A 23,862-nucleotide genomic window follows, 5' to 3' on the forward strand; every position below is an offset into this window, starting at 1 on the left:
TTGCAGGCGTGTTGACGTATGCCCGCGATTCGACGCGTCACGCGCCACCCCGGAAAGGAAACCACCGGTGTCGCAGTTCCTCACCGCAGCCCGCCTCCATCGTCGCGCCGTCGGACACCGGTGGGTGAAGTGAGCAGACACCGGGACACGTCCACGCAGACCAGACCCGGTTTCGGTCGCGGGCGCAGCATCCGCGCCTCGCTCATCACGCTCGCCGTGGTGCCGGCGGCGGCGATGGTCCTGCTCTGGGTCAGTGGTTCGTTCGCGCTGTTCGACCAGTGGCACAAAGCCAACGCGGAGGGGCAGCCGGCGAAGACCACGTACGCCCTGGTGCCCGCGATCGGGGAGTTCCAGAAGGAACGGCAGCTCACGACAGTGCTGTTGTCGTCGCACGGCGGCCGTGCCGCGCTGGACGCGCAGCGGCGCCGGACAGACGCCGTGCTCGCCGGTTTCCGCAAGGCGGACACCGCTTCCGGGAGTGACGGATCGACTCAGTACCGGGCCCAGTTGGCGACCGTGCGGAGACGACTCTCCGACCTGGCTGCCGAACGGGTCGCGGTGGACGCGGGGAAGGGCAGTCGGCAGCACGCCTACACCGTCTACTCCGGCACCGTGACGTCGGTGCTGAACCTCTTCGGGACGCTGAACACGGACAGCGGCGACGCGGCCACCGCGGCCGGCGCCAGCCATGCTCTGGCGTTCCTGCGCGGAACGGAGGCTCTGACGCAGGAGGAATCGATCCTCGGCGGCGTCGCCGCCTCCGGGAGGCTGAGCGTCCAGGAGCGGGCGGCCCTGGCTTCGGCCGCAGCGGTTCGTGGTTCCGTGCTGTCCAACGAGGTCGAACCGTATCTGCCCGCGGATCTGGCGGCGGCACTCGGGACAGCTATGGGCGGGCAGAACGGGGACGCCATGGCGGCCTTCGAGACGACCGTCGGCACGGCGACCGCGGCGCACGACGGCACGATCGACGTGCCGCGCCCCGCGGCGGCCCGGGCGGCTGCCCCGGGGCAGGTGTCCTCCGCGGTGCAGGCCGTGGAGGGGCAGTTCCTGGGGCTGGTCACCAAGGATGCCTCGCACCGGACCCACATGGTGCTCGTCAAGGCGATGTGGGGCAGTGTCGTCGCGTTGGTCGCCGTACTCGCCGTCGCCCTGCTGTCCTGGCGCATCACCCGCTCCCTCCTCGGCCGGATGTCCGGCCTGCGCGCCGAGACCCTCGAACTGGCCGAGGAACGGCTCCCCGAGCTGATCACCCGGCTGCGCACCCAGGGCAAGCGCGCCGAACTCGACGACCTGCCCGAACTCGACTACGGCACGGACGAGTTGGGCAAGGTCGCGGAGGCCTTCAACAGCGCCCAGCGGACCGCGGTGAGCGTCGCCCTGGAACAGGCCTCGCTGCGCGAGGGCGCGCGACTGGTCTTCCACAACATGTCCCGCCGCATCCAGCTCCTGGTGCACCGTCAGCTCACGGTGATTGACTCCATGGAACGCAAGGAGCAGGATCCCCAACTCCTCGCCGATCTCTACCGCGTGGACCACCTCGCCACCCGGATGCGCCGCAACGCGGAGAGCCTCACCGTGCTGTCCGGCGCGGCCCCCAGGCGCCGCTGGAAGCACGCGGTGCCACTCGCGGACCTGCTGCGCAGCGCGGTCTCCGAGATCGAGGGCTACACCCGGGTCGTCGTCGAACCCCTCCCGCCCATAGCGGTGTTGGGCCCGGCGGTCGGCGACACGATCCACCTCATGGCCGAACTCATCGAGAACGGCGTGACGTTCTCCCCGCCGCACACCGAAGTACGCGTCCGCGCACTGCCGGTGGCGCAGGGGTACGCCGTCGAGGTCGAGGACCGGGGGCTCGGCCTCGCCGTCGACGAGTACGCGGCGGCCAACGAACTCCTGCACCATCCGAAGGACTTCAGCTTCACCACCCTCGGCGAGGACCCGCGCCTCGGCCTCTTCACGGTCGGCCACCTCGCCCAGCGCCACGGCATCACCGCCAGCCTCCAGGCCTCGTCCTACGGCGGCTCACTCGCCGTCGTCGTACTCCCGCACGCCCTCACCGAGCCGGTGACCGACGGCGTGCCGTCACCGCTGGACGCCCGCGCGGAACGCCACCTGGCGTCGGTGGCCGGTTCCCCCGCCGACCCGCTCCCGGGCCAGCCCACCGGCCCGGTCGGCGGCCCGCCCCGCGCGGGAGTGACAGCGGGCGGCATGCCGATGCGTACCCGCCGCACGCGGAACGCCTCGGCGGCGGGCCCCGTTGGCACCGACACGACACCGCCCCACGAGGACACACCCTCCTACGAGGCCGCACTGTCCCGCGAGGCCGCACTGTCCCGCGAGGCCGCACCGTCCCGCGCGACCACGCCCTCCTACGAAGCGGCGCCTTCCCACGAGGCCGGGTCTTCCGCCGGTTCCCGTGCGGGAGACATGCCGTCCGAGGGCCCGCACGCGGGGGACGCGCCATTCCTGGGTTCGCATGCGGGAGACATGCCGTCTGCGGGCTCTCGCGCCGGGGACAGCCTGTCCGGGGGTTCCCGAGAGGGGAACCCGCCATCCAAGGGGTCCCGCATCGGCGAGATGCGGGCGTTGGGGTCCCGCACGGGGGGCGCGTCATCCGCGGGTTCCCGCGCGGGGGAGACTCCGGCCACAGGTCTTCACTCCGGGGATGCGGCTTCCGCCGGTCCTCGCGCCGGGGAGATGGGGTCCCTGGGTTCCCCGTCCGCCGGTCCTCGCGCCGGGGAGATGGGGTCCCTGGGTTCCCAGTCGGGGGACGCGCCGTCCGTGGGCTCCCGCACGGGGGACGTGCCGTACGCGGGCTTCCGCAGCGGCGAGATACCGTCCGCCGGTCCTCGCGCCGGGGAGATGGGGTCCCTGGGTTCCCAGTCGGGGGACGCGCCGTCCGTGGGCTCCCGCACGGGAGACGTGCCGTACGTGGACTCCCGCACGGGGGACACCCCGTCCATGGGCTCCCGCACCGGTGAGATGCCGTACACGGGTTCCCGCGCGGGAGAGACGCCGTACGCGGGTTCCCGCACCGGTGAGACACCGTCCGCAGGTCTTCGTGCCGGAGACGCGGCTTCGGTCAGTTTCCGTCCCGGCGGTGGTGTGATATCCGGTGGGTTCCGTCCCGGTGGAGGCGCGTCGTCACTTGGGACCCGGGGCGGGTCCGGGCGGTTGCCGCGGCGGGTGCGGCAGGCCAATCTGGCGCCGCAGTTGCGGGACCGGGTCGTGGAGGCCGACGGTGAGCACGGGCCGGGGCGGGAGGCGGAGCGGCGGCCGGAGCAGGCGCGGTCGATGCTCGCCGCGCTTCGGGACGGTACCCGCCGGGCCCGTGCGCAGGAGGAAGTACCCATGCCCGCCTGGCCGTTGGCGACGCGCGGGCAAGGCTCCGCGCCCGGCCGTCCGGCAGCCCCGCAAGACGAGTTTCCGCCGGCCACCCGGCCCACCACCCCGACCGAGCGGCGCCAGCTGCCCACCCGTCCCCGTCCGACAAGGAACAATCCATGACTGCGCCCAACACCACGCACGGCGGACTGGCCTGGCTGCTGGACAACCTGATCGAGCGGATCCCCGAGACCCTGCACGCCATCGTCCTGTCGGAGGACGGGCTCCTCGTCGGCTCCTCCGAGAAGCTCGCGCAGGACGACGCCGAGCAACTCGCCGCCATTTCCTCGGGAGTTCACTCGCTCGCGCTCGGCACCAGCCGTCACTTCGGCGGCGGCCGGGTGCAGCAGACCGTCATCGAGATGGACGACCTGTTCCTCTTCGTCACCACCGCGGGAGGCGGCGCCCGGCTCGCCGTCCTCGCCACCTCCGAGGTCGACGTCGGCAACGTCGGCTACGAAATGACCATGGTGGTACGGCAGGTGGGGCAGTTCCTCAGTGCCGCTCCCCGGTTCCCGGAGTACAGCGGTGTGCCCTTCGCGGGTGAGCATGAATGAGACATTGGTCGGAGGAAGATCCCTGGGAGGACGAAGACCCCGCGCTGCTCGTCCGCCCGTACACGGTGACGGGCGGACGCACCCCGACCGCCCACTCCGGCATCGAGCTGATCACCCTGATCAGCACCGTCCGGCCCCCCACCCGCGACCAGCGCCTCCAGCCCGAACAGAACCGGCTGCTCGCGCTCTGCCGCACCCCGACGGCGCTGGTGGAGGTCGCCGCCCTGCTCGACCAACCCGTCGCGGTCATACGGGTGTTGCTCGATGACCTCCTGGACAACGAACTCGTCTCCGTCTCCCCGCCCGCCGCGGCCGGTACTCCCGACGCCCGTTTCCTCCAGGCAGTGATCGATGGCATTCGCAGAATCTGACCCCCGCGCAAGCCGCTCTCGCGCCACCGCCGTCGCGCCCAACGCCGCCACGGCCAAGATCCTCGTCGCGGGCGGCTTCGGCGTCGGCAAGACCACGCTCGTCGGCGCGATCAGCGAGACGACACCCTTGCGCACCGAAGAACTCATCACCGAGGCCAGCGTTGGCATCGACAACCTCGCCGGCGTGGAGCAGAAGACCACGACCACGGTCGCCATGGACTTCGGCCGGATCACGCTGAGTTCGGCCCTCGTGGTCTATCTCTTCGGCGCCCCGGGCCAGGACCGGTTCTGGTTCATGTGGGACGACCTGTCCCGCGGCGCGCTCGGCGCGGTCGTCCTCGCCGACACCCGGCGGCTGGAGAGCTGTTTCCCGTCCGTCGACTTCTTCGAGCACCGCGGCATCCCCTTCGCCGTGGGCGTCAACTGCTTCAACGGCATCTGCGAGGAGGACCCCGAGGAGATCCGCACCGCCCTCGACCTCGCCCCCGACATCCCGCTCGTCCTGTGCGACGCCCGCGACCGCGAGTCGGTCAAGACGGTCCTGCTCGCCCTCCTCGAACACGTCATGCGGGGCTTGGCGGTGGAGGCGTCGGGCGACCGCCAGTCGGTGTAGCCGCACGGCCGGACAGCCAGTCGTACGGCCAACCACACGGTCGTACGGTCAGGAGGGCTTCGTCGCCGTCACGGCGGTCGCGGTCAGCGTGCCGTCGCACTCCGCGAACTGCCCGTCGTCAAGGGCGACTTGGTGTTTTCCGGCGCCGGGCAGTCCGATCACCATCGTCGGGTAGATCACCGGTGCCGAACCGGACTTGCAGTAACCGTCCCCCTCACCCTGCACCTGCACGAACGTCAGCTTCAGCCAGGCCTGGCCGCCGGGCGACAGCGTCACGGGGGAGGCGGTGCCGGTCGGGGTGACCTCGAGCGGGACGTTGAGCTCCGGGGAGCCGTTGGCCGCGCCGGCCACGGTCGGGTGCCCCTGGAGGACACACGCCTTCGCGGTGGTGTTGGTGAACTGCACGACCGCCGCCCCGGTTCCGGTGCCCTGCGGCCGGTCGGCGGCCTGGTAGGCGATCGCCTTGAGCGAGGCCGCCGCGCACGTCTTCACCGCGGTGCCCGCGGGCGCGGACGACCCGGTGGATCCTGTGGAGCCGGACGACCCCGTCGACCCGGAAGTTCCCGTCGACCCAGTGGATCCGGAAGTCCCCGTGGACCCGGAGGAGGTGGGGGAGGCGGTCGCGGTCGGCGACTGTGACGACACGTCGGACCCGGCGGATCCGGCGGATCCGGTGTCCGTGTCACCCGGCTGACATGCCGTCATCACCAATGTCGCCGACAGCGCGGCCATCGCCATCGCGGCCCTGCGGATGCTGCTCTTCTGCATGACGTCCCCCGAGTTCGGTTCGTGCGACCGGCCGTGCCGGCATTTCGGCTGGGGAGACAGTTCGGGCCGTACGACCGGTTTCTTCTGTGCGCTCGCTGTGTCCTGCCTGTGACGAGATCAAGGTCGGATCAGGACGGATCGGCCGGCTTCCCGTCGGCCCCCGCCTCGAAGCTGGCGAAGTAGGCCGCCGCCATGTCCTTGTCGCCGTGCCCCTGTGCCGCCGCCCGAGCGAACCGTTCCGCGCCCGCCGCCGCGACATCCAGCCGTACGCCGTTCGCCGCGCCGGCCTGGACGATCAGGCGGGCGTCCTTCTCGGCCGTCGTGACCGCGAAACTCGCCGGAGTCAGCTGGTCGCCCAGGATCGCGGCCGACTTGGCGTGCAGGTAGCCCATGTCGAGGGGGCCGCCGGCGATGAGGTCGAGGAAGCTCTGGGGGTTCACGTCCAGGGCCTTGGAGAGGGCCAGGGCCTCGCCGGCCGCGTTGGTCGCGGCGAGGACCCAGCTGTTGGCGACCAGCTTGAGGCGGGTCGCGGTGGCCGCCGCGCCGTCCTCGCCGACCCACATCGTGCGGGCGCCGACCGCGTCGAAGACCGGAGTCACCGTCTCGCGGCCGGACTCCGGGCCCGCCGCCAGGACCGTGAGCTGACCGGCCTCGGCGGGCTGGCGAGTGCCGAGCACGGGGGCGTCGTAGAAGAGCAGGTCGTGGCGGCCGGCGAACGCGGCCAGTTCGGCCACCGATTCGAGGCCCGAGGTGGTCGACTGGATCCACGCGGCGCCGGGGCGCAGGACGGGCGCGGCCTCGCGCATCACGTCGAGGACGGTGTCGCCGTCGTAGAGCATGGTGAGGATCACGTCCGCGTCGCGTACGGCCTCCGCCACCGTGTCGGTGACGTGCGCGCCGTCGGCCGACAGCGGTTCGGCCTTGGCGCGGGTGCGGTTCCAGGCGTGGACGGTGTGTCCGGCGCGGGCGAGGTTGCGGGCCATCGCGGCGCCCATGATGCCGGTGCCCAGGACGCCTACGGTGAGCTTCTCGGTGGTCATGACTCGGCTTTCGTCCTCGACGGTGTTGTCGAGGACCAGGGTGCCAGGGTGCCGCGCGCCCGGCCTCCCCGCGGTGCGGGCGACACCCACCGGCTTCGGCCGGCAACCCGGTACCCGTTCCGGGCACGCGCGCCCGTCGCCTTGGGTCGGGCGCGCGGCACCCGTCGTTTCTGACCGCGCAAGTGTTTCTCACTCGGCTTCGGGTCGGGCATCCGGCACCCGTTCCGGGCACGCGGCCCGCCGCCTTGGGGCAGGCGCGCGGCACCCGTCACCTCTGACCGCGCGCGCGTTCCCCACCCGGCTCTGGCCGGGCGCCAGGCACCGGCCAGTTCTGGCCGTGCGTAAGCCGCCGCGGGTAAGCCGCCGTGCGTCAGCCGGTGATCGTGAGCTGCCCCCGTGAGCTGCCCTCCGCAAGCCGCCGCCAGTCAGCCCGTGATCGTGAACCAGGTCGAGCGGGACTTCTGCCACTCCGGGTGGGTGAGGTCCTTCGCCTCGGTGCCGTCGCCGTAGAGGTCGGCCGAGCCGTCGTCGGTGATCAGCTGGGCGCGGGCGCCCGCCGCCGTCAGGTCCGGTACGTCGACGACCGCTTCCCAGGCGCCCGGGTCCGTGGTCGGCAGGTCGCGCAGCTTGACCGGCTTGTCGGACGCGTTGCCGGTCCAGGAGTAGAGGGCGTACGGGTCGGAGTTGTCGTCGGCGGCCCAGGAACCGGCGACGATCAGGTACTGGTTCGCCGCGTTCTTGCGGATGTCGCGTACCGAGAGACCGCCGAGGTCCAATTCGATCGGGGTGCCGAATGCCGCCGCCGTGCCGTTCGCCACCACCTTGTCGATGTTGGTGACCGGTACGAGCAGCGCCTTGCCGCCCGCCACCGCCGGGGCCAGCGGCGCGCGGAATCCGATGTACGCCGTGGTCGTCGAGCCGGGCGCGAACTCCAGGCCCTCCACGTTGAATCCGTCGATCTCCTTGGGGATCTCACCGGCCGCCGTGCCCGCCGCGAAGCCGTACCTGTTGCCGTTCGCCTTGTCCCAGGCCACCAGGTCGTCGCGCAGCTTGCCGTACGAACTGCCGTAGGAGAGCGCGGTGTTCGCGCCGCTGCCGGTCACCTTGGTGGTGAAGACCGTGTTGCGGGCGGCCTTGTACTCGCCGTCCTTGTTGTTGCCGAGCGAGCCGGTCCAGTAGATCGTGTCGCCGACGCGGGCCCCGCCCTCGATGTCGATCTCCTTGTCGACGCCGATGTCGTCGCTGAAGTCCCAGGTCCTGACGGGAGCGCCGGACGTCGAACGGTCGTACAGGCGGAGGACGTTGGACTCGTCGTCCGCCACGACGACGTAGCCGCCGCCCACGTCGACGGCGGCGGAGGCGTCGCTCGAGCCGGTCAAGTAGCGGGTGTCGGCGGGCTGTTGGACCGACGCCGAGGCCGCGTAGTGCAGGGTCTTGGTGGCCGTCCTGCCGCCGAGGCCGGTGACCTTCACCGTCAGGTCGGTGTAGCCCTGCGCGGCTGCCGCGACGACGAGTTGAGGGGTGGCGCCGGTGCCGGTGACGGTCACCGCGCTCGTGGGCGCCACGGATGTCTTGCTGCTCTTGCTCGCCGCGACCGTCAACGCGCCGGCGTCCGCGCCACTTTGGGCGACCGTCACCTGGACCGTCGGATCGCCGACGCCGCCCACCGCGCCCGAGAGGTAGCCGGCCGAGAGGGAGATGGTGGGGGTGCCGTAACTCGCCGCGTGCGCCTGGCTGTTCAGGCCCAGGCCCAGGCCCAGGCCGAGGGCGGTGAGGGCGAGGCAGCTGCCCGCCACGGCGACCGTCCTGCGCCCGCTGGTGAAAACGTAGTCCTGCACTGGGACCCCTTCGTCGGCTCGGTGTCGACGAGAAGGCTCAGTGGATCTCACCAACTCCGCGCGGCGCGGGCAGATCCTGAGGGTGAACAACGGCGGACGGGCCGAGGGAGCGTTCCATGACCCGGGCCAGGTGACGGGTGAAGACCTCCTGCGTGTCGGGGGTCAGGGTGCGCAGCGCGATCAGCGCGGTGATGACGACGTCGCAGAGTTCGGCCTGTACGTCGTCCCAGGTGTGGGTGACGCCCTTGCGCGGGTTCTGGCCGGTCACGCCGATCACCGCCTGGGAGACCTCACCGACCTCCTCGGACAGTTTCAGGATGCGGAGGAGGAGCCCCTCCCGGCCGTCGAGGGGACGGTTCGCGTCCACCCAGGTCCAGAGGCTGTCGATGCCGGCCCAGAGGTCGGCGGGCTGGTCCTTCTGATCACTCATGGGCTCAGCCTGCCATCAGGTACCTACTCGTCGAACAGCGCTTCCTGCCCGAACTCCGCCGACTCCCGCACCCGCCGGTTGCGCAGGCCGATCACCACGGCCGTCGCCGCCCCGGTCACCGCGAGCGCCGCCGGGACCATCCAGCCCCGGTTCACCGCGTGGCCGAGCGCGTGGTCCAGGGAGAGGCGGCCCGGTCCTGTGACCGCGAGGCCGGCCGCGGTCAGGGCGAGGGAGGCCGCGTACTCGTAGCCGCCGCCCGCCGCGAAGAAGCCGTTGGGTGCGTGCACGGCGGTCGCGCCCGCCATCGCGCCGGCCGCCGCGGCGCCCGCGGCCGGGGTCGCCAGGCCCAGCGCGAGCAGGGCACCGCCGCCCGCCTCCGCGAGGCCCGCCATCGTGGCGCTCTGTCTGCCGGGGGAGTAGCCCATCGCCTCCATGGCCACGCCGGTGCCCGCGATCCCGCCGCCGCCGAACCAGCCGAACAGCTTCTGCGAACCGTGCGCGGCCAGCACACCGCCGGTACCCAGCCGGAGCAGCAGCAGGCCCAGATCTTGTCGGTCGTAACAGGTCACGGTGACTCCCTGGACGGACGGCGGGGACGGTCCCTCCACCGTCGCACCTCCGGCCTGCGGCGGGCCTGCCCAGACAGCCGTTCGGGTGGCGGCCCCCGGTGAACGGTGTGAGTCTGGCCCGCATGACGATTCAGCCAGCCAAACTCAGCGATCCGGCCGTCCGGGCCTTCGTCAGCGCCGTCAACGCCCATGACCGCGACGCATTCCTGGCGTTGCTCGCGCCGGACGCGACGATGGCGGACGACGGCTCCGACCGTGACCTCGCCGAGTGGATCGACCGGGAGATCTTCTCCTCCCACGGCCACATGGAGGTCGACCGCGAGTCGAACGGCGGCCGGGCCCTGGTCGCCCGCTACTCCAACGACGCATGGGGCGAGATGCGCACCCGGTGGAGTTTCACGGTCGGCGAGGACGGCAGGATCGCCCGCTTCGAGACCGGGCAGGCATAGAAATACCGACGGGCCCCACCGACGCAAAAACCCTTGCCTTGGTGTGCACTCCAACTCCTAGTGTCCGCAGGCATGGAGACGAACAGCAGGACTCTCGGACGCACTGGCATCGACGTGAGCGCTCTCGGCTTCGGCTGCTGGGCCATCGGCGGGGAGTGGCAGGACGCGAGCGGGCAGCCGCTGGGCTGGGGCAAGGTCGACGACGAGGAGTCCGTACGGGCGGTCCGGCGCGCCCTCGACCTGGGTGTCACCTTCTTCGACACCGCCGACACCTACGGCGCCGGGCACAGCGAACGCGTCCTCGGGCGGGCGCTCGGCAAGCGCCGGGACGACGTGGTCCTCGCCACCAAGTGGGGCAACGTGTTCGACGAGGAGACCCGCACCCTCACCGGCTCCGACGACTCCCCGGAGTACGCCCGCCGCGCACTCACCGCGTCGCTGGAGCGGCTCGGCACCGACCACATCGACCTCTACCAACTCCACCTGTCCGACGCCGACTTGGAGCGTGCCGCCCAACTCCGCGACCAGTGCGAGGAGTTCGTGCGCGAGGGGCTGATCCGGGCCTACGCCTGGAGCACCGACGACCCCGCGCGCGCCGCCGTCTTTGCCGAGGGGGAGCACTGCGCTGCCGTGCAGCACGCGGCGAACGTGTTCCAGGACGCGCCCGAAATGTTCGCGCTGTGCGAGGAGTTGGGGCTCGCGTCCATCAACCGCAGCCCGCTGGCCATGGGCCTGCTCACCGGCAAGCAGGCCGCCGGGCGGACCCTGGAGGCCGGCGACATCCGCAACACCCCGCCCGCCTGGATGCAGGGCTTCAAGCAGGGCGCCGGCGCCGACGAGGACTGGGTCGCCCGGGTGGACGCCCTGCGCGAGATCCTCACCTCCGAGGGCCGTACGTCCGCCCAGGGCGCCCTCGCCTGGCTGTGGGCGCGCAGCCCGCGCACGGTCCCGATCCCGGGCTTCCGTTCGGTAGCCCAGGCCGAGCAGAACGCGGGCGCGATCGCGAAGGGGCCGCTCACTGCCGGGCAGTTGGTGGAGGTCGACCGGGTGCTGGGGCGGTGAGCGGTTCATCGGGGCGGCGGTTGTGGGCGGCCGGCCCCTGCCGTGGGGCAGTGTGGGCGCGGCGGCGGAGCAGCGGTTCACCGCCTGGGGGTCGGCCTCGGCCGTACGGGAACTCTGGCGTGATCGCGAAGGGGCCGTTCGCCGCCGGGCAGTTGGTGGAGGTCGATCAGGTGCTGGGGCGGTGAGCGGTTCATCGGGGCGGCGGTTGTGGGCGGTCGGCCCCTGCCGTGGGGCAGTGTGGGCGCGGCGGCGGAAGAGCGGTTCACCGCCTGGGGGTCGGCCTCGGCCGTACGGGAACGCCGGGGTGATCGCGAAGGGGCCGTTCGCCGCCGGGGCGGTTGGTGGAGGTCGATCGGGTGCTGGGGCGGTGAGCGGTTCAACGGGACGGCGGTCGTGGGCGGCCGGCCCCTGCCGTGGGGCAGTGTGGGGGCGGCGGCGGAAGAGCGGTTCACCGCCTGGGGGGGTCGGCCTCGGTCGTACGGGAACGCCGGGGTGATCGCGAAGGGGCCGTTCGCCGCCGGGCAGTTGGCCGAGGTCGACCAGGTGCTCGGGAGGTGAACGGCCCCGACGGGGTCGACCGGCGGGCTCAGTAACCCTGGTTGCCGTGCTGTGCGTACTGCTGTTGGGGGGTGAACTGGCCGCCCCGTCCCTGCTCGGTCAGCGTGATCTGGCCGGCCTTGATGGTGGCCAGGCGCGGGGCGCGGCGGGCGATCGACGAGTCGTGGGTGACCATGACGAAGGTCAGCCCGTACTCGTGCCACAGGCCTTCCAGCAGGCCCATGATGTCGTCGCGGGTGCCCTCGTCGAGATTGCCGGTCGGTTCGTCGGCGAGCAGCACCTTCGGCTTCTTGACCAGCGCGCGGGCGATCGCGACGCGCTGCTGCTGGCCGCCGGAGAGCTCGGAGGGGGCGTGCTTGAGGCGGTCGCCGAGGCCGACCGAGGTCAGCGCCTCGGCGGCCCGCTCGCGCCGCTCGGCCGGCTTGACGCCGAGCGGGACCAGGGCGGTCTCGACGTTCTCCTGCGCGGTGAGCGTCGGGATGAGGTTGAAGGACTGGAAGATGATGCCGATCTTCTCGGCCCGCAGCCGGGTCAGCTTGGCCTCGCTGATGGTGGCGAGGTTGACGCCGTCCAGCTCGACACTGCCCTCGGAGGGGCGGTCCAGACCGCCGATCATCTGCAGCAGCGTCGACTTGCCGCCGCCGGTGGGGCCCTGGATGACGAGCTGGTCGCCGTCCTCGATCGTCAGGTCGACGCCGCGCAGCGCCTCGACCGTCTCCTTGCCCCGCGTGTAGCGCTTGGTGACGCCGGTGAGCTTGTACATGGGATCTCCGTCGATGAGTCCGTGAAGAAGAAGGGAGTTGGGGCGCCGTCTCCCGGGGGGAGTGGAGGCGGCGCCCCGGATCAGGGGGTGCGGCGGTCCGTGACAGTGACCGCTCGCGGCAGCCGCCGTCCTACGACACGCTGCGCAGGGCGTCCGCCGGGCGCATCCGGGAGGCGCGCCAGCCGCCCATCGCGCCGGCGATCAGACCGCCGGTGACGGCGAGGCCCACCGCGAGGGCGATCGTGGTCAGCGAGACCGGCGCGTTCAGCGCGATCTCCAGGGTGTTCTGGGTGGCCTGCTGGCCGGGGCCGCCACCCTGACCGCCGCCGGGGCCGCCCTGGCCGCCACCGCCGGTGTTGCCGAGCTGCGCGGTCAGCTTGGGGCTGATCGCGGTGACCGTGTAGGCCGCGGCGAGGCCCAGCGCGATACCGAGACCGCCGCCGATCAGACCGTTGACCATGGACTCGCCGACGACCTGCCGGGTGACCTTGCGGCTCGGCCAGCCGAGCGCCTTCAGGGTGCCGAACTCACGCACCCGGCGGGACACCGCGGACGAGGTGAGCAGCGCGGCCACCAGGAACGCGGCGATCAGCACCGCGATGGACAGCCACTTGCCGACGCTGGTCGCCAGGTTGGAGGCGGTGGACAGCGAGCCGGAGACGGTGGAGGCGAGGTCGGCGGAGGTGGTGACCGTCGTACCCGAGATGTTCTTCTGGATCGTCGACTTGACGGCCGAGATCTGCTTGGAGTCGGTCGCCTTGACGTAGATCGTGGTGACCTTGTTCTTCGAGTCGCCCAGCGTCTGCGCCTGCTTCAGCGGCAGGTACACGTCGATCGTGGAGTCGCTGCTGTTGGGCGTCGCGATGCCGATGACCGTGAACTTGGTGCCGGATATCGAGAAGGTCGAACCGACCTTGTACTTCTTCGACTTGGCGTACGAGGCGCTGACGACGGCGGCCTTCGCGTTGGTCTGCGAGGCCGTGAACGTCTTGCCGGAGGTGATCTTCGACGTGGACAGCGGGCCGAGCGTCTGGTTGGTGACGTCGATGCCGGCGACCGAGTACGAGTTCACGTTGAAGTTGGCGCCGCCGCCCTGGACCTGGGGTGCGCCGGTGCTGCTGGTTCCGCCACCGCCGCCGGGGCCGCCCTGCTGCGAACCGGAGGAGGAACCGGACGTGGTGGTGGACTTCGCCTTGCCCTGGGTGAAGGAGCCGTCGACCTTGGTGACGTTCAGGGTGAGCGAGCCGACCGCGCTGGACACGCCCTTCTGTGCGGCGACCTTGGTGACCAGGGAGGACGCGAGGACCTGACCGCCCTGCGTGTTCACCCGGTCCGAGCTCTGGGAGCTGCTGGAGGAGGAGGTGGCGCCGAACTTGAAGCTGGGACCCCCTGAGCTGCCGGCCTTGGGGGCCGACTGCGCCTTGGTCACGGTCATGTCGGTTCCGAGACCGTAAAGAGACTTGAGGACCTTGTCCTGAGCCTGATTCATGCCGGCCGACACCGAGTTGACGGTGATGACCAGCGCGATACCGAGCGCCAGACCCATGGCGATGACCAGGGCCGCCTTCTTGCGCCGGCTCAGCTCGCGCTTGAGATAGATGCCAAACATCCCATTCCCCAAAGGTTCTTGGCGCCCGCTGTGGGCGCGGCCACAAGCTATGGAGAAACCTTTGAGTCGGCCTGAGTAAAGGATGTGTCTGACCTGAGAAAAAGACGCCCGAAATCAGAATTGTGTCAGACAGCTCATTCCTAAGCTGTGGAGGGCTTCCTGCCAGGAAACCCCAGTTCAATGGCGTGTTGGTGTGGGGTGCCGCGCCTTCGCGGCGGCTTCTTTTCGCCACCCCCGCCGTGCACCGCCCGGCCGCGATTTTGTACGGTCCCCGGATGCGCGATTCCTCTCGGCTCACCCGGCGTGCCGCTCTCGGCCTGACCGCCGCCGCCCTTCCCGTGGCGGCGGCCACTCCAGTTTCCGCGGCGACGGTGATAGGCGGTGAGCGTCTGGCCCGCGACGGCATCCAGCTGAGTGGTGCGACCGGTCTGCCCAAGAAGCTCACGGCCCGCTCCTGGCTCGTCGCCGATCACAGGACCGGTGAGGTGCTCGCCTCGTACCGCGCGCACCAGCGCCTCGCCCCCGCGTCCACGCTGAAGATGCTGTTCGCCGACACCGTGCTGGGGAAGTTCGAGAAGACCCGCACCTACCGGGTCACCGACGCCGACCTCGCCGACGTCCCCTCCGGCTCCAGCATGGTCGGCGTCAAGCCCGGCATCACCTACACCGTCCACCAGCTCTGGCAGGGCGTCTTCCTTCGCTCCGGCAACGACGCCGTGCACGTCCTGTCCCACATGAACGGCGGGATCGCCAGGACGGTCGCCGAGATGCAGGCCAAGGCGAAGGACCTCCAGGCCCTGGACACCCATGTGGTGAGCCCGGACGGCTTCGACCACCCCGGGCAGCTCTCGTCGGCGTACGACCTCACGCTCTTCGCCCGGCACGGCCTGCACGACGAGGACTTCGGCGCCTACTGCTCCACCAGGACCGCGAACTTCCCGGCCGGCGGCAAGAAGACCTTCCAGATCCAGAACACCGACCGCCTGCTCACCGGCGCCTACGGCCTGCGCCCGTACCAGGGCATGATCGGTGTCAAGAACGGTTACACCAGCCACGCCGGAAACACCTTCACCGGCGCCGCCACCCGCGACGGCCGCACTCTCCTCGTCACCGTGATGCACCCCGCCAACGGCGGCAACGAGGTCTACAAGGAGGCCGAGGCGCTGCTCGACTGGGGCTTCGGCAAAGGGAGTTCGGCCCAAGCGGTGGGCACGCTGGTCGAGCCGCTGAGCGAGGGCGGGGCGAGCGTGAGCCCGACGCCGTCGGGGAAGGGCGCCAAGGGCGCCGCAGGGGCCGCGGGCGCGGCGGCCTCGTCGTCGGACGGACCCTCGCCGTGGCGGCTGCTGGAGGGCGCGGCCGGGACCGTGGTCCTGCTCGCGGGCGGCGCGTTCGCGCTGCGCAGGCGGCGGGCGGCCGTAGCGGCTGCGAAGTCCGGGGAGGACGACGGGAGTTGAACTGTGCGACAGCCGTTCCACCGCCCGGTGCGAAACCCCGCGGTCCCACGCGAGGTCCACCCCCACCCGGGCAGTGGAACGGCTGCCGCCTCCCCCCTCGGGTTGGCCTGCGGAAGCTCGGTGCTCCAACTGTGAAGCTTTGGTGGAGAAGAGTTGAGCATAAGTCAGTAACCGGGCGCAATGGTGCGGACGGTCAAATTCCGTTTGTGCAACTTGCCTCAGCCACGGCCCACATACGGCATCGAGGTCGCCAACACCGTCGCGAACTGCACATTCGCCGCCAACGGCAGCTCCGCCATGTGCCGCACCGTCCGCGCCACATCCGCGACGTCCATCACCGGTTCCGGGGCTACCACCCCGTTGGCCTGCAAGGCCCCGGTCTCCATCCGCCGCGTCATGTCCGTCGCCGCGTTCCCGATGTCGATCTGCCCGACCGCGATCGAGTACGGCCGCCCGTCCAGCGAAAGGGACTTGGTGAGGCCCGTCAGCGCGTGCTTGGTCGCCGTGTAGGCCACCGAGTGCGGCCGGGGCGTGTGCGCGGAGATCGACCCGTTGTTGATGATCCGCCCGCCCTGCGGCGCCTGCTCCTTCATCTGCCGGAACGCGGCCTGCGCGCACAGGAACGCCCCGTTGAGATTGGTGTCCACCACGTGCCGCCACGCGTCGTAGGGCAACGCCTCCACCGGCACCCCGCCGGGCCCGAACGTCCCCGCGTTGTTGAACAGCAGGTCCACCCGCCCGAACCGCTCCACGGTCGCCGCGAACAGCCCGGCCACGTCCTCCGGCCGCGCCACATCCGTCGCCACGGCGATGGAGGCGCCCCCGGGCACCAGCGCGGCGGTCTCCTCCAGCGTCCCGGTGCGGCGGCCGGCCAGCGCCACCGACCAGCCCGCGCGCAGCAGTTCCACGGCGACGGCGCGGCCGATCCCGGAGCCCGCGCCGGTCACCACGGCGGTCCTCGATTGCTCAGCGTTCATGGACCGCAGCCTACGAGCCGGAGTCAGCCCTCCTGCGGGTACCGCACCCCGATCCGCTCCCGCACCGCGTCCAGCGTCCGCATCACCGCGAGCGTGCCCGCCAGCGGCACCAGCGGCGACTCGGTCTCACCGGCACGCAGCGCCCGCATCACCTCGGCCGCCTCGTGCCGCAGCGTGTTGCGCGGCCCGTCCGCCGGGTCGAGGACGAACTCCTCGGGGTCACGGCCGTCCCGGTGCAGCACGAACCGCTCCGGGTGGAAGAAGCCGTCCGGGATGTCGATCCGCCCGAGCGCACCGGTCACCGACGCCGAGGTCCCCGTACCGCCGACGATCGAGCAGTGCAGCGCCGCCAGCGCACCGCTGTCCCAGGAGAACAGGGCAGCGGTCTGAAGGTCGGCACCTTCGGCGGACAGAACGGCCGACGCCTTGATGTCGGCGGGCTCACCGAGCAGCAGGTGCGCGAACGACACCGGGTACACCCCGAGGTCCAGCAGTGCGCCCCCGCCCTGCGCCGGATCGCGCAGCCGGTGCGAGGGCGGGAAGGGCCCGGCGAGCCCGAAGTCGGCCTGGATCGTGCGGACTTCACCGATAGCGCCATCGTCCACGAGGGCCTTGAGTCGCCGTACCAGCGGATTGCAGTACATCCACATGGCCTCCATCAGGAAGCTGCCGCGGTCGGCCGCCAGCGCGACAAGTTCGGTCGCCTCACGGGAGTTGAGGGTGAAGGCCTTCTCGACGAGCACGTTCCGCCCGGCCTCCAGGCAGAGACCGGCCGCCGCGCGGTGCGCCGAGTGCGGGGTGGCGACGTAGACGACATCGATGTCCCCGTCCGCCGCCAGCGCGGCCCAGTCGCCGTAGGCCCGCTCGATCCCGAACCGCTCCGCGAACGTCTTCGCCGACTCCTCCGTCCGCGAGGCCACCGCGACCACCTCGGCGTCCGGCAGATCGACCAGCGCCGCCGTGAACGCGGCGGCGATCCCGCCGGTCGCCAGGATCCCCCAGCGCACGTTCTCTTCCGTCATCGCGGCCCCACCCTCGCTCACCAGTACCTCGGCACCCTGTACGAGCTGAGAGCATAGGTGGCGGACCGGCCAGGGAGGGAGGGGCACATGCCCGAGCAGAGGGCGCAGGCGCCCGCCGCGCCGCAGTCCGCCGTACCGTCGTCGCTCACGGCGACCCGCCGCGCGGGCCTCCTCGTCATCCTGATCCTCGGCGGCCTCACCGCGACACCCCCGCTGTCGATGGACATGTACCTCCCCGCGCTCCCGGCGGTCACCCGCGCCCTGCACGCGCCCGCCGCGACCGTGCAGCTCACCCTCACCGCGTGCCTCTCCGGCATGGCGCTCGGGCAGCTGGTGGTCGGCCCGATGAGCGACCGATGGGGCCGCAGACGCCCGCTGCTGACCGGCCTCGCCGTCTACGTCCTCGCGACCGCCCTGTGCGCGGTCGCGCCGAACGTGGAGCTCCTGGTCGCCTTCCGCCTGCTCCAGGGCCTGGCGGGCGCGGCCGGAATAGTGATCGCACGAGCGGTCGTCCGCGACCTCTACGACGGCGTCGCGATGGCCCGCTTCTTCTCCACCCTCATGCTGGTCTCCGGGGTCGCCCCGATCGTCGCGCCGCTGGTCGGCGGCCAGATCCTGCGGGTGACGGACTGGCGGGGCGTGTTCGTGATCCTGACCTTCGTCGGAGCCGCCCTCGCGGTCCTCGTCTGGACCCGCCTCCCCGAGACCCTCGCCCCCGCCGACCGGCACGTCGGCGGCACCGGCGAGGCCCTGCGCTCCATGCGCCGCCTCCTCGCCGACCTCCCCTTCACCGGCTACATGCTCACCGGCGGCTTCGCCTTCGCCGCCCTGTTCGCCTACATCTCCGCGTCCCCCTTCGTCGTCCAGGAGATCTACGGCGCCTCCCCGCAGACCTTCAGCCTGCTGTTCGGCGTCAACTCGGTCGGCCTGGTCGCGGTCGGCCAGACCAACGGCAAGCTGCTGGTCGGCTGGGTCTCCATGGACAAGGTGCTGGGGGCGGGCCTGGCGGTGGTGGTAGCGGCGGCGACGGCCCTGCTCCTGATGGCGACGGGCGTGTTCGGCGAGGTGGGCCTGGCCCCGGTGGCCATCGCCCTCTTCGTCCTCATGTCGGCGATGGGCGTCACCCTCCCCAACGCCCAGACCCTCGCCCTCATGCGCACCAAGCACTCCGCGGGCTCCGCCTCCGCGCTGCTGGGCACCTCCTCCTTCCTGATCGGCGCGGTGGCCTCCCCGCTCGTCGGCATAGCGGGCGAGCACACGGCCGTCCCGATGGCCGTCGTCCAACTGGCGGCCGCACTGGTGGCGGTGGCCTGCTTCGTGGGAATGTGCCGTCCCTGGAACACCCGTACGACCGCGGAGGGAGTGGGGAGCTGAGCGCCCCGAGACTGCGCAGCGACACACCGGAACGAGCGGGCCTCGACCCCGGGGAACTCCGTCATCTGATCCGGGAGGTCCACGACCTCACCACCGGCGACCGCCCCTGGGCGGCGGGCACCGTCGTGGTCGCCGGCCGCGGCCCGGTGATCGCCGTGGAGGAGGCGGCGGGCTGGGCCGTACGGTATTCGGCCTACGACCCCGAGACGGACGCGGGCGTGGAACTGCCGCCGTCCTCCCGCGTCCCGATGACGGTGGACACCCCTTTCGACCTGGCGTCCCTCACCAAACTCTTCACCTCGGTCGCCGCGATGCAGCAGATCGAGCGGGGCACCCTCGGCATCGACGCCCGCGTCGGCGCCTATCTCCCGGACTTCCGCGCCGCCGCCCGCCACGACATCACCGTCCGCCAGCTCCTCACCCACACCTCCCGCCTGCGCCCCGAACTCCCGCTGTACGACTGCGCGGACGACGCGGAACGGATGGCGATGCTCCGGGCGGAGGCGCCGGTGGCGGAGCCGGGCGAGTACGTGTACTCCGACCTGAACCTGCTCCTCCTCCAGTTCGTCCTGGAACGCGTCAGCGGACGCACCCTCGACGTCCTCGTCCACGACGGCATCACCCGCCCCCTGGGCATGACCGCCACCGACTTCGGCCCCTGCCCCGGCGCGGCGGCCACCGAGGACCAGCGCCGCCCCTGGGCCAAGGCGGACCGCGGAATGCTGCGGGGGGTCGTCCACGACGAGAACGCCTGGGCACTGGGAGGCGTGGCCGGCCATGCGGGCCTCTTCTCGACCGGCCGCGACCTGGCGGTCTTCTGCCGCACGCTCCTGGCCGGGGGTTCCTACGGCCCTGCCCGCATCCTGGGCGCGGACTTCGTGGAGCTGATGCTGACCCCGCCCGGGCTGGGCTTCGGGGTCGATCAGGCGTGGTTCATGGGGGAGTCGGCGGGACGGGGGGCGGTGGGCCACACGGGCTTCACGGGAACGTCGCTGATGCTCGATCCGGCGACGGACACGTTCTTGGTGTTGCTGGCGAATACGGTGCATCCACGGAGGCGGGGGCCGGACAGCGGGCCGCGGGCGGCGGCGGGGACGCGGGTGGCGCGGGCGGTACGGGGTTTTTGAGCCGAACTTTTCAACTTCCGATTCGGGTGGTGGGTGGGCATGGGTCCCGGGGGTCTGGGGGCGGAACTCCCAGGGACGGTGGCACCCACCCCGGGCCACTTAGAATCGGCGGGTGAACGACCCCGTGACCCCGGCCGAAACCCTCCGTACCGCTCTTGCCGCGCTGCTCGGCGGGCTTCCGCCCAGGCAGGCCGCCGGTGCCGTGGAGCGCCTGATCGGCAAGTACCGCGGGGCCACCCCGACCGACGCCCCGATCCTCAGGGACCGTGCGGATGTGGTCGCCTACGCCGCCTATCGGATGCCGGCGACCTTCGAAGCCGTACGCTCCGCGCTGGACGCGTTCGCAGACGCCGTACCCGACTGGGCCCCGCAGGGGCACACGGACATCGGCGGCGGCACCGGCGCCGCGACCTGGGCGGTCACCGCCACCTGGTCCGGCGACCGACCGGTGACCGTACTCGACTGGGCCGAGCCCGCACTCGCCCTCGGGAAAGAGCTGGCCGCCGCCAACCCCGGCCTGCGCGACGCCAGTTGGCGGCGCGCCCGGATCGGCTCGGCGCTCACCCTCGACGCCACCGACCTCGTCACCGTCTCCTACGTCCTCAACGAACTCACCGTCCCCGACCGGGCCGCCCTCGTCGACGCCGCCGCCGACGCGGCCCAGGCCGTGGTGATCGTCGAGGCCGGCACGCCGGACGGCTACGCCCGCGTCATCGAGGCCCGCGACCGGCTGATCGGCGCCGGGTTCCGTATCGCCGCCCCCTGCCCGCACAGCGCCGCCTGCCCGATCGTCCCCGGCGAGGACTGGTGCCACTTCTCGACCCGGGTCAGCCGCTCCTCCCTGCACCGGCAGGTGAAGGGCGGCTCCCTGCCGTACGAGGACGAGAAGTTCAGCTACGTAGCCGCCACCCGCCTGCCCGTCGAACCCGCTCCCGCCCGGATCGTCCGGCGCCCGCAGATCCGCAAGGGGCAAGTACTCCTCGACCTCTGCGAGAGCGACGAGCAGCTGCGCCGGACGACGGTCACCAAACGTCACGGCGACCTGTACAAGGCGGCCCGGGACGCGAGCTGGGGCGACCCGTGGCCGTCGTAGCGCCGCAGCGCCGTGGCGTCGTAGGCCTGAAGCTCGTAAATCCTGGCAAATCGTGCGGTAGGTGGTGATCCGGGTCTCGGTGTGTCTTGTCCCACCTGCCCCGCATGTGGGGTACCGCCACCCGGGGCGCAGGATGGTGCGACGATGGGGGAGGTTCTCCGTACAACAACAGGACAAGAACAGCAGGGCGACAACAGCGAGGCGAGGAGATAGATGAGCGCGACGTTCGGTGGCCGGACCGGTCGGCAGGGCAGACTCTCCTCGTGGCTGCGCGGACGCCGCCCGCAGGACGAGGCCGCCGACGGCAGTGAGCGCGAGGCGCTGCTGCTCGCCGCCGCCGGAGCGGGACTGCCGCTCGCGCCCGCCGCGCACCCGGCCCCGGGGTACCGATGTTCGTGCGACCGTGTGGGCTGCCCCACACCGGCCCGGCACCCGGTGTCGTTCGCCTGGCAGACCCAGTCCACGACCGACCGCGCGCAGATCGAGCGCTGGGCCCGCCACCAGCCGCAGGCCAACTTCATCACCGCGACCGGCATGGTCAACGACGTCCTGGACGTCCCCCTGGAGGCCGGGCACGAGGCGCTGGAGCGGCTGCTCGCCGCCGGTATCGAGGTCGGGCCGGTCGCCGCGAGCGACGACGGGCGGCTGCTCTTCTTCACCCTCACCCGCGGCACCCCCGAGGACGAGGACGAGTGGTGGCCGTGCGAACTGGACTGCCACCCCGAGACGATGGACGAACACCCGGGGCTGCGCTGGCACTGCCGCGGGTCCTACGTCCTCGTCCCCCCGGCCCAACTGCCGGGCGAGAACCAGTCGGTGCACTGGGTACGCGGCCCCGAGCATCCGCTGCCCGACCCGCTGACCCTCCTCGAAACCCTCACGGACGCCTGCGCCCGATACGCCGGCCAGGAGCCCGACCACGCCGACGCGGCCTGGCCGCTGGGCCGTTGACCATCAGGGGTTTTTGACCGCCTGATCCGTCAGCCGCCCTGCGCGGAGGTCAGCCCCTCGATCCGGCCCAGCACCGACACCTTGCCGCCCCGCTTCGGGTCCAACGCCACCTGGTTGGACATGAGTTGGAGGGTGAGGGACTGCTCCACGGCACCCGTCGTCAGCGCCTGCACGTCCTTGTTCTGGGCCGGTACCGAGGTGCCCGTCGCCGCGGTCTCCTTCTGGAAGTACCGCGTGGTGTAGAACACCAGCGCCCCGCCGTCCGCCGTGCGCAGCGCCAGCGGCGCGTAGTCGCCGCTTGTCACCGGCTCGTCGAGGAACTGGACGGCCAGACCGGGCTTGGTGGCCTTCGCGCGGTCCGCGCGCCACCCGCTGGTGTGCGCGCCGTCCGCGAAGTCCGTCCCGCCGCTCTTCAGATACGTCGCATAGCTCTTGCTCAAGTCCCCTGGCGCTACGGCGAGTTCGGCCGAGTTCGTCGGCACGGCCTCGGCCCAGCCGTCCTTGTCCGTCCTGAACTTCGGTACGGCGGTGGGCGCGAGCAGGGTCAGATACGCCACCTGCCACGGCTCGGACAGGTCGTTGCGGGTGAACACCAGCAGCCAGCGGGCGCTGCCGCCCTTGTTGGCGGCGGTGTCGGCGAGGAACCAGCGCGGCCAGCCGGCCTTCTTCGGGATGGTGAACTTCGCGTCCGTCAGCTCCAGCGGGGTGTAACTGGGGTTCCCCGACGGGTAGTTGGTGTGCCCCGCCTTCAGCCGCGCCGCATCGATGTCCCCGAGCGCGCCGGTGACATGAGCGGCGTCCAGGGCGCTGTCGTACGCCTTGTCCGCCGCGTTGTACGCGGTCGTGAACTGCTGGAGCGCCTTGGCGGCCTCGGCGCGCGTGGTGGCCGGGAGGACCTCGCGTTCCCCGTGGACCACCACGCAACCGCTCGCCGTCAAGGACAATGCGGTCAAGGAGGCCGCTATGAGGGCGCTCCGGTCAAGCCTTCGAGGCCTCCGAGGGCTTCGGTCCCTGCTCATCAGCTGCCTTCACCTTCCCCTTCCCGGAGGCGAACCCTACCGGGACGAAGAACAGCGTGAGCGTGGGGATCAGGTACAGCAGCCACACCGTGATCTGCAGGACGGTCGGGTCCGGCTGGAAGTTGAAGACGCCCTTGAGGAGGGTGCCGTACCAGCTGTCCGGCGGGATCGTGCCGCTGATGTCGAAGGCCACATTCGTCAACCCCGGGATCCAGTCCGCCTCCTGGAGGTCGTGGAAGCCGTACGCCAGCACGCCCGCCGCGACCACGACCAGCATCGCGCCGGTCCAGGTGAAGAACTTCGCGAGGTTGATCTTCAGGGCGCCCCGGTAGAACAGCCAGCCCAGGAACACGGCGGTGGCCAGGCCCAGGGCGACCCCGACCAGCGGGCGCGGGGTGCCGTCGCTCGCCGCGTGCACCGACGCCCACACGAACAGCGCCGTCTCCAGGCCCTCGCGGCCGACGGCGAGGAACGCGGTGGCGACCAGCGCGCCGGTGCCCATCGCGAGGGCCGCGTCCAGCTTGCCGTGCAGTTCGGACTTGAGGTGCCGGGCGGTGCGCCGCATCCAGAACACCATCCACGTCACCAGACCGACCGCGAGGACCGACAGCGAGCCGCCGAGCGCCTCCTGCGCCTCGAACGTCAGCTCCTGGGAGCCGAATTCGAGCGCGCAGCCGAAGCCCATTGCGATGAGGACGGCGACACTGATGCCGATCCAGATCGGCTTGAGCGCGTCCCGCCGCTCCGTCTTGACCAGATAGGCGATCAGGATGCAGACGACGAGGCTGGCTTCGAGGCCCTCGCGCAGACCGATCAGATAGTTGGAGAACACGG

The 23,862-nt window shown here is 71.5% G+C and carries 23 protein-coding genes; 12 read left to right on the forward strand and 11 right to left on the reverse strand.

Going from position 1 to position 23,862, the window contains the following annotated elements; translation table 11 throughout:
• Positions 1–129: 129 nt before the first annotated feature.
• Genes ACFXC1_RS35565 through ACFXC1_RS35580 form a run of 4 tightly spaced genes read left to right on the forward strand, consistent with a single transcriptional unit; the run spans position 130 to position 4,925 of the window.
• Positions 130–3,507 (forward strand): sensor histidine kinase, encoded by a 3,378-nt coding sequence (locus ACFXC1_RS35565; RefSeq protein ID WP_381250823.1) that lies wholly within the window; start codon positions 130–132, stop codon positions 3,505–3,507.
• Positions 3,504–3,941 (forward strand): roadblock/LC7 domain-containing protein, encoded by a 438-nt coding sequence (locus tag ACFXC1_RS35570; RefSeq protein ID WP_019067252.1) that lies wholly within the window; start codon positions 3,504–3,506, stop codon positions 3,939–3,941. Before ACFXC1_RS35565 ends, ACFXC1_RS35570 begins: the two co-directional genes overlap by 4 nt.
• A complete protein-coding gene (locus ACFXC1_RS35575; RefSeq protein ID WP_019067253.1) occupies positions 3,938–4,312 on the forward strand; it encodes a DUF742 domain-containing protein in 375 nt (124 codons plus the stop codon). The genes ACFXC1_RS35570 and ACFXC1_RS35575 overlap by 4 nt, the downstream gene beginning before the upstream one ends.
• Entirely contained in the window at positions 4,293–4,925 is a 633-nt protein-coding gene (locus tag ACFXC1_RS35580) for a GTP-binding protein (protein ID WP_381250825.1), read from the forward strand. The genes ACFXC1_RS35575 and ACFXC1_RS35580 overlap by 20 nt, the downstream gene beginning before the upstream one ends.
• 48 nt (positions 4,926–4,973) lie before the next feature.
• On the opposite strand, the gene ACFXC1_RS35585 is transcribed toward ACFXC1_RS35580, so the two are convergent.
• The gene (locus tag ACFXC1_RS35585) at positions 4,974–5,417 is read right to left on the reverse strand and encodes a DUF4232 domain-containing protein (protein WP_381250827.1); all 444 of its coding nucleotides are present in this window, start codon (positions 5,415–5,417) and stop codon (positions 4,974–4,976) included.
• On the opposite strand from ACFXC1_RS35585, the gene ACFXC1_RS35590 reads away from it, so the two are divergent.
• Entirely contained in the window at positions 5,389–5,619 is a 231-nt protein-coding gene (locus ACFXC1_RS35590; protein ID WP_381250829.1) for a hypothetical protein, read from the forward strand. The genes ACFXC1_RS35585 and ACFXC1_RS35590 overlap by 29 nt on opposite strands.
• 202 nt (positions 5,620–5,821) lie before the next feature.
• On the opposite strand, the gene ACFXC1_RS35595 is transcribed toward ACFXC1_RS35590, so the two are convergent.
• The 4 genes from ACFXC1_RS35595 to ACFXC1_RS35610 form a co-directional block, all read right to left on the reverse strand.
• On the reverse strand, positions 5,822–6,772 hold the full coding sequence (locus ACFXC1_RS35595) for an NAD(P)-dependent oxidoreductase (protein ID WP_381251021.1): 951 nt from the start codon (positions 6,770–6,772) through the stop codon (positions 5,822–5,824).
• A 386-nt stretch (positions 6,773–7,158) separates the two neighbouring features.
• The gene (locus ACFXC1_RS35600) at positions 7,159–8,571 is read right to left on the reverse strand and encodes a hypothetical protein (protein WP_381250831.1); all 1,413 of its coding nucleotides are present in this window, start codon (positions 8,569–8,571) and stop codon (positions 7,159–7,161) included.
• 37 nt (positions 8,572–8,608) lie between these two features.
• Positions 8,609–9,001 (reverse strand): MazG-like family protein, encoded by a 393-nt coding sequence (locus ACFXC1_RS35605; protein WP_381250833.1) that lies wholly within the window; start codon positions 8,999–9,001, stop codon positions 8,609–8,611.
• A 23-nt stretch (positions 9,002–9,024) separates the two neighbouring features.
• Positions 9,025–9,570: a DoxX family protein gene (locus ACFXC1_RS35610; RefSeq protein WP_381250835.1), complete on the reverse strand. Its 546-nt coding sequence runs from the start codon at positions 9,568–9,570 to the stop codon at positions 9,025–9,027.
• A gap of 122 nt (positions 9,571–9,692) precedes the next feature.
• Here ACFXC1_RS35610 and ACFXC1_RS35615 point away from each other — a divergent pair, with 122 nt between their 5' ends.
• Both ACFXC1_RS35615 and ACFXC1_RS35620 read left to right on the forward strand, forming a co-directional pair.
• Entirely contained in the window at positions 9,693–10,019 is a 327-nt protein-coding gene (locus ACFXC1_RS35615) for a nuclear transport factor 2 family protein (protein WP_381250837.1), read from the forward strand.
• A 72-nt stretch (positions 10,020–10,091) separates the two neighbouring features.
• Positions 10,092–11,081 carry an aldo/keto reductase gene (locus ACFXC1_RS35620; RefSeq protein WP_381250839.1) on the forward strand — a complete coding sequence of 330 codons (990 nt, stop codon included), beginning with the start codon at positions 10,092–10,094 and terminating at the stop codon, positions 11,079–11,081.
• A gap of 586 nt (positions 11,082–11,667) precedes the next feature.
• On the opposite strand, the gene ACFXC1_RS35625 is transcribed toward ACFXC1_RS35620, so the two are convergent.
• Positions 11,668–12,402 (reverse strand): ABC transporter ATP-binding protein, encoded by a 735-nt coding sequence (locus ACFXC1_RS35625; RefSeq protein ID WP_381250841.1) that lies wholly within the window; start codon positions 12,400–12,402, stop codon positions 11,668–11,670.
• A gap of 130 nt (positions 12,403–12,532) precedes the next feature.
• The gene (locus tag ACFXC1_RS35630) at positions 12,533–14,011 is read right to left on the reverse strand and encodes an ABC transporter permease (protein WP_381250843.1); all 1,479 of its coding nucleotides are present in this window, start codon (positions 14,009–14,011) and stop codon (positions 12,533–12,535) included.
• Between the two features lie 275 nt (positions 14,012–14,286).
• Here ACFXC1_RS35630 and ACFXC1_RS35635 point away from each other — a divergent pair, with 275 nt between their 5' ends.
• Positions 14,287–15,465 carry a D-alanyl-D-alanine carboxypeptidase family protein gene (locus ACFXC1_RS35635; RefSeq protein WP_381250845.1) on the forward strand — a complete coding sequence of 393 codons (1,179 nt, stop codon included), beginning with the start codon at positions 14,287–14,289 and terminating at the stop codon, positions 15,463–15,465.
• Between the two features lie 218 nt (positions 15,466–15,683).
• Here ACFXC1_RS35635 and ACFXC1_RS35640 read toward each other — a convergent pair whose 3' ends face one another.
• Together ACFXC1_RS35640 and ACFXC1_RS35645 are read right to left on the reverse strand one after the other, a co-directional pair.
• On the reverse strand, positions 15,684–16,442 hold the full coding sequence (locus tag ACFXC1_RS35640) for an SDR family oxidoreductase (protein ID WP_381250847.1): 759 nt from the start codon (positions 16,440–16,442) through the stop codon (positions 15,684–15,686).
• Between the two features lie 23 nt (positions 16,443–16,465).
• Entirely contained in the window at positions 16,466–17,464 is a 999-nt protein-coding gene (locus ACFXC1_RS35645; protein WP_381250849.1) for a Gfo/Idh/MocA family protein, read from the reverse strand.
• 87 nt (positions 17,465–17,551) lie between these two features.
• Here ACFXC1_RS35645 and ACFXC1_RS35650 point away from each other — a divergent pair, with 87 nt between their 5' ends.
• From ACFXC1_RS35650 to ACFXC1_RS35665, 4 genes are all read left to right on the forward strand, one after another.
• Entirely contained in the window at positions 17,552–18,838 is a 1,287-nt protein-coding gene (locus ACFXC1_RS35650; protein WP_381250851.1) for a multidrug effflux MFS transporter, read from the forward strand.
• Positions 18,790–19,965, forward strand: a complete 1,176-nt coding sequence (locus ACFXC1_RS35655) for a serine hydrolase domain-containing protein (protein ID WP_381250853.1) — start codon at positions 18,790–18,792, stop codon at positions 19,963–19,965. Before ACFXC1_RS35650 ends, ACFXC1_RS35655 begins: the two co-directional genes overlap by 49 nt.
• Positions 19,966–20,077: 112 nt before the next feature.
• Positions 20,078–21,058, forward strand: coding sequence for a small ribosomal subunit Rsm22 family protein (locus tag ACFXC1_RS35660; protein WP_381250854.1), 981 nt, complete (start codon positions 20,078–20,080; stop codon positions 21,056–21,058).
• 213 nt (positions 21,059–21,271) lie between these two features.
• Entirely contained in the window at positions 21,272–22,009 is a 738-nt protein-coding gene (locus ACFXC1_RS35665) for a bifunctional DNA primase/polymerase (protein ID WP_381250856.1), read from the forward strand.
• Positions 22,010–22,038: 29 nt separating this feature from the next.
• Here the strand turns inward: ACFXC1_RS35665 and ACFXC1_RS35670 are convergent, their stop codons facing one another.
• A complete protein-coding gene (locus tag ACFXC1_RS35670) occupies positions 22,039–23,028 on the reverse strand; it encodes an SCO2278 family lipoprotein (RefSeq protein WP_381250858.1) in 990 nt (329 codons plus the stop codon).
• Positions 22,988–23,860 carry an iron uptake transporter permease EfeU gene (efeU, locus tag ACFXC1_RS35675; protein ID WP_381250860.1) on the reverse strand — a complete coding sequence of 291 codons (873 nt, stop codon included), beginning with the start codon at positions 23,858–23,860 and terminating at the stop codon, positions 22,988–22,990. The genes ACFXC1_RS35670 and efeU overlap by 41 nt, the downstream gene beginning before the upstream one ends.
• Positions 23,861–23,862: the final 2 nt, after the last annotated feature.

Source organism: Streptomyces hokutonensis (assembly GCF_042751305.1).
In the GTDB taxonomy this organism is placed as follows: domain Bacteria; phylum Actinomycetota; class Actinomycetes; order Streptomycetales; family Streptomycetaceae; genus Streptomyces; species Streptomyces hokutonensis_A.

Coding starts and splice junctions, on each gene's coding strand:
- ACFXC1_RS35570 (WP_019067252.1), top strand. CDS start 3,504: ATGACTGCGCCCAACACCACGCACGGCGGACTGGCCTGGCTGCTGGAC.
- ACFXC1_RS35575 (WP_019067253.1), top strand. CDS start 3,938: ATGAGACATTGGTCGGAGGAAGATCCCTGGGAGGACGAAGACCCCGCG.
- ACFXC1_RS35580 (WP_381250825.1), top strand. CDS start 4,293: ATGGCATTCGCAGAATCTGACCCCCGCGCAAGCCGCTCTCGCGCCACC.
- ACFXC1_RS35605 (WP_381250833.1), bottom strand. CDS start 9,001: ATGAGTGATCAGAAGGACCAGCCCGCCGACCTCTGGGCCGGCATCGAC.
- ACFXC1_RS35615 (WP_381250837.1), top strand. CDS start 9,693: ATGACGATTCAGCCAGCCAAACTCAGCGATCCGGCCGTCCGGGCCTTC.
- ACFXC1_RS35620 (WP_381250839.1), top strand. CDS start 10,092: ATGGAGACGAACAGCAGGACTCTCGGACGCACTGGCATCGACGTGAGC.
- ACFXC1_RS35625 (WP_381250841.1), bottom strand. CDS start 12,402: ATGTACAAGCTCACCGGCGTCACCAAGCGCTACACGCGGGGCAAGGAG.
- ACFXC1_RS35630 (WP_381250843.1), bottom strand. CDS start 14,011: ATGTTTGGCATCTATCTCAAGCGCGAGCTGAGCCGGCGCAAGAAGGCG.
- ACFXC1_RS35635 (WP_381250845.1), top strand. CDS start 14,287: ATGCGCGATTCCTCTCGGCTCACCCGGCGTGCCGCTCTCGGCCTGACC.
- ACFXC1_RS35640 (WP_381250847.1), bottom strand. CDS start 16,442: ATGAACGCTGAGCAATCGAGGACCGCCGTGGTGACCGGCGCGGGCTCC.
- ACFXC1_RS35645 (WP_381250849.1), bottom strand. CDS start 17,464: ATGACGGAAGAGAACGTGCGCTGGGGGATCCTGGCGACCGGCGGGATC.
- ACFXC1_RS35650 (WP_381250851.1), top strand. CDS start 17,552: ATGCCCGAGCAGAGGGCGCAGGCGCCCGCCGCGCCGCAGTCCGCCGTA.
- ACFXC1_RS35665 (WP_381250856.1), top strand. CDS start 21,272: ATGAGCGCGACGTTCGGTGGCCGGACCGGTCGGCAGGGCAGACTCTCC.
- ACFXC1_RS35670 (WP_381250858.1), bottom strand. CDS start 23,028: ATGAGCAGGGACCGAAGCCCTCGGAGGCCTCGAAGGCTTGACCGGAGC.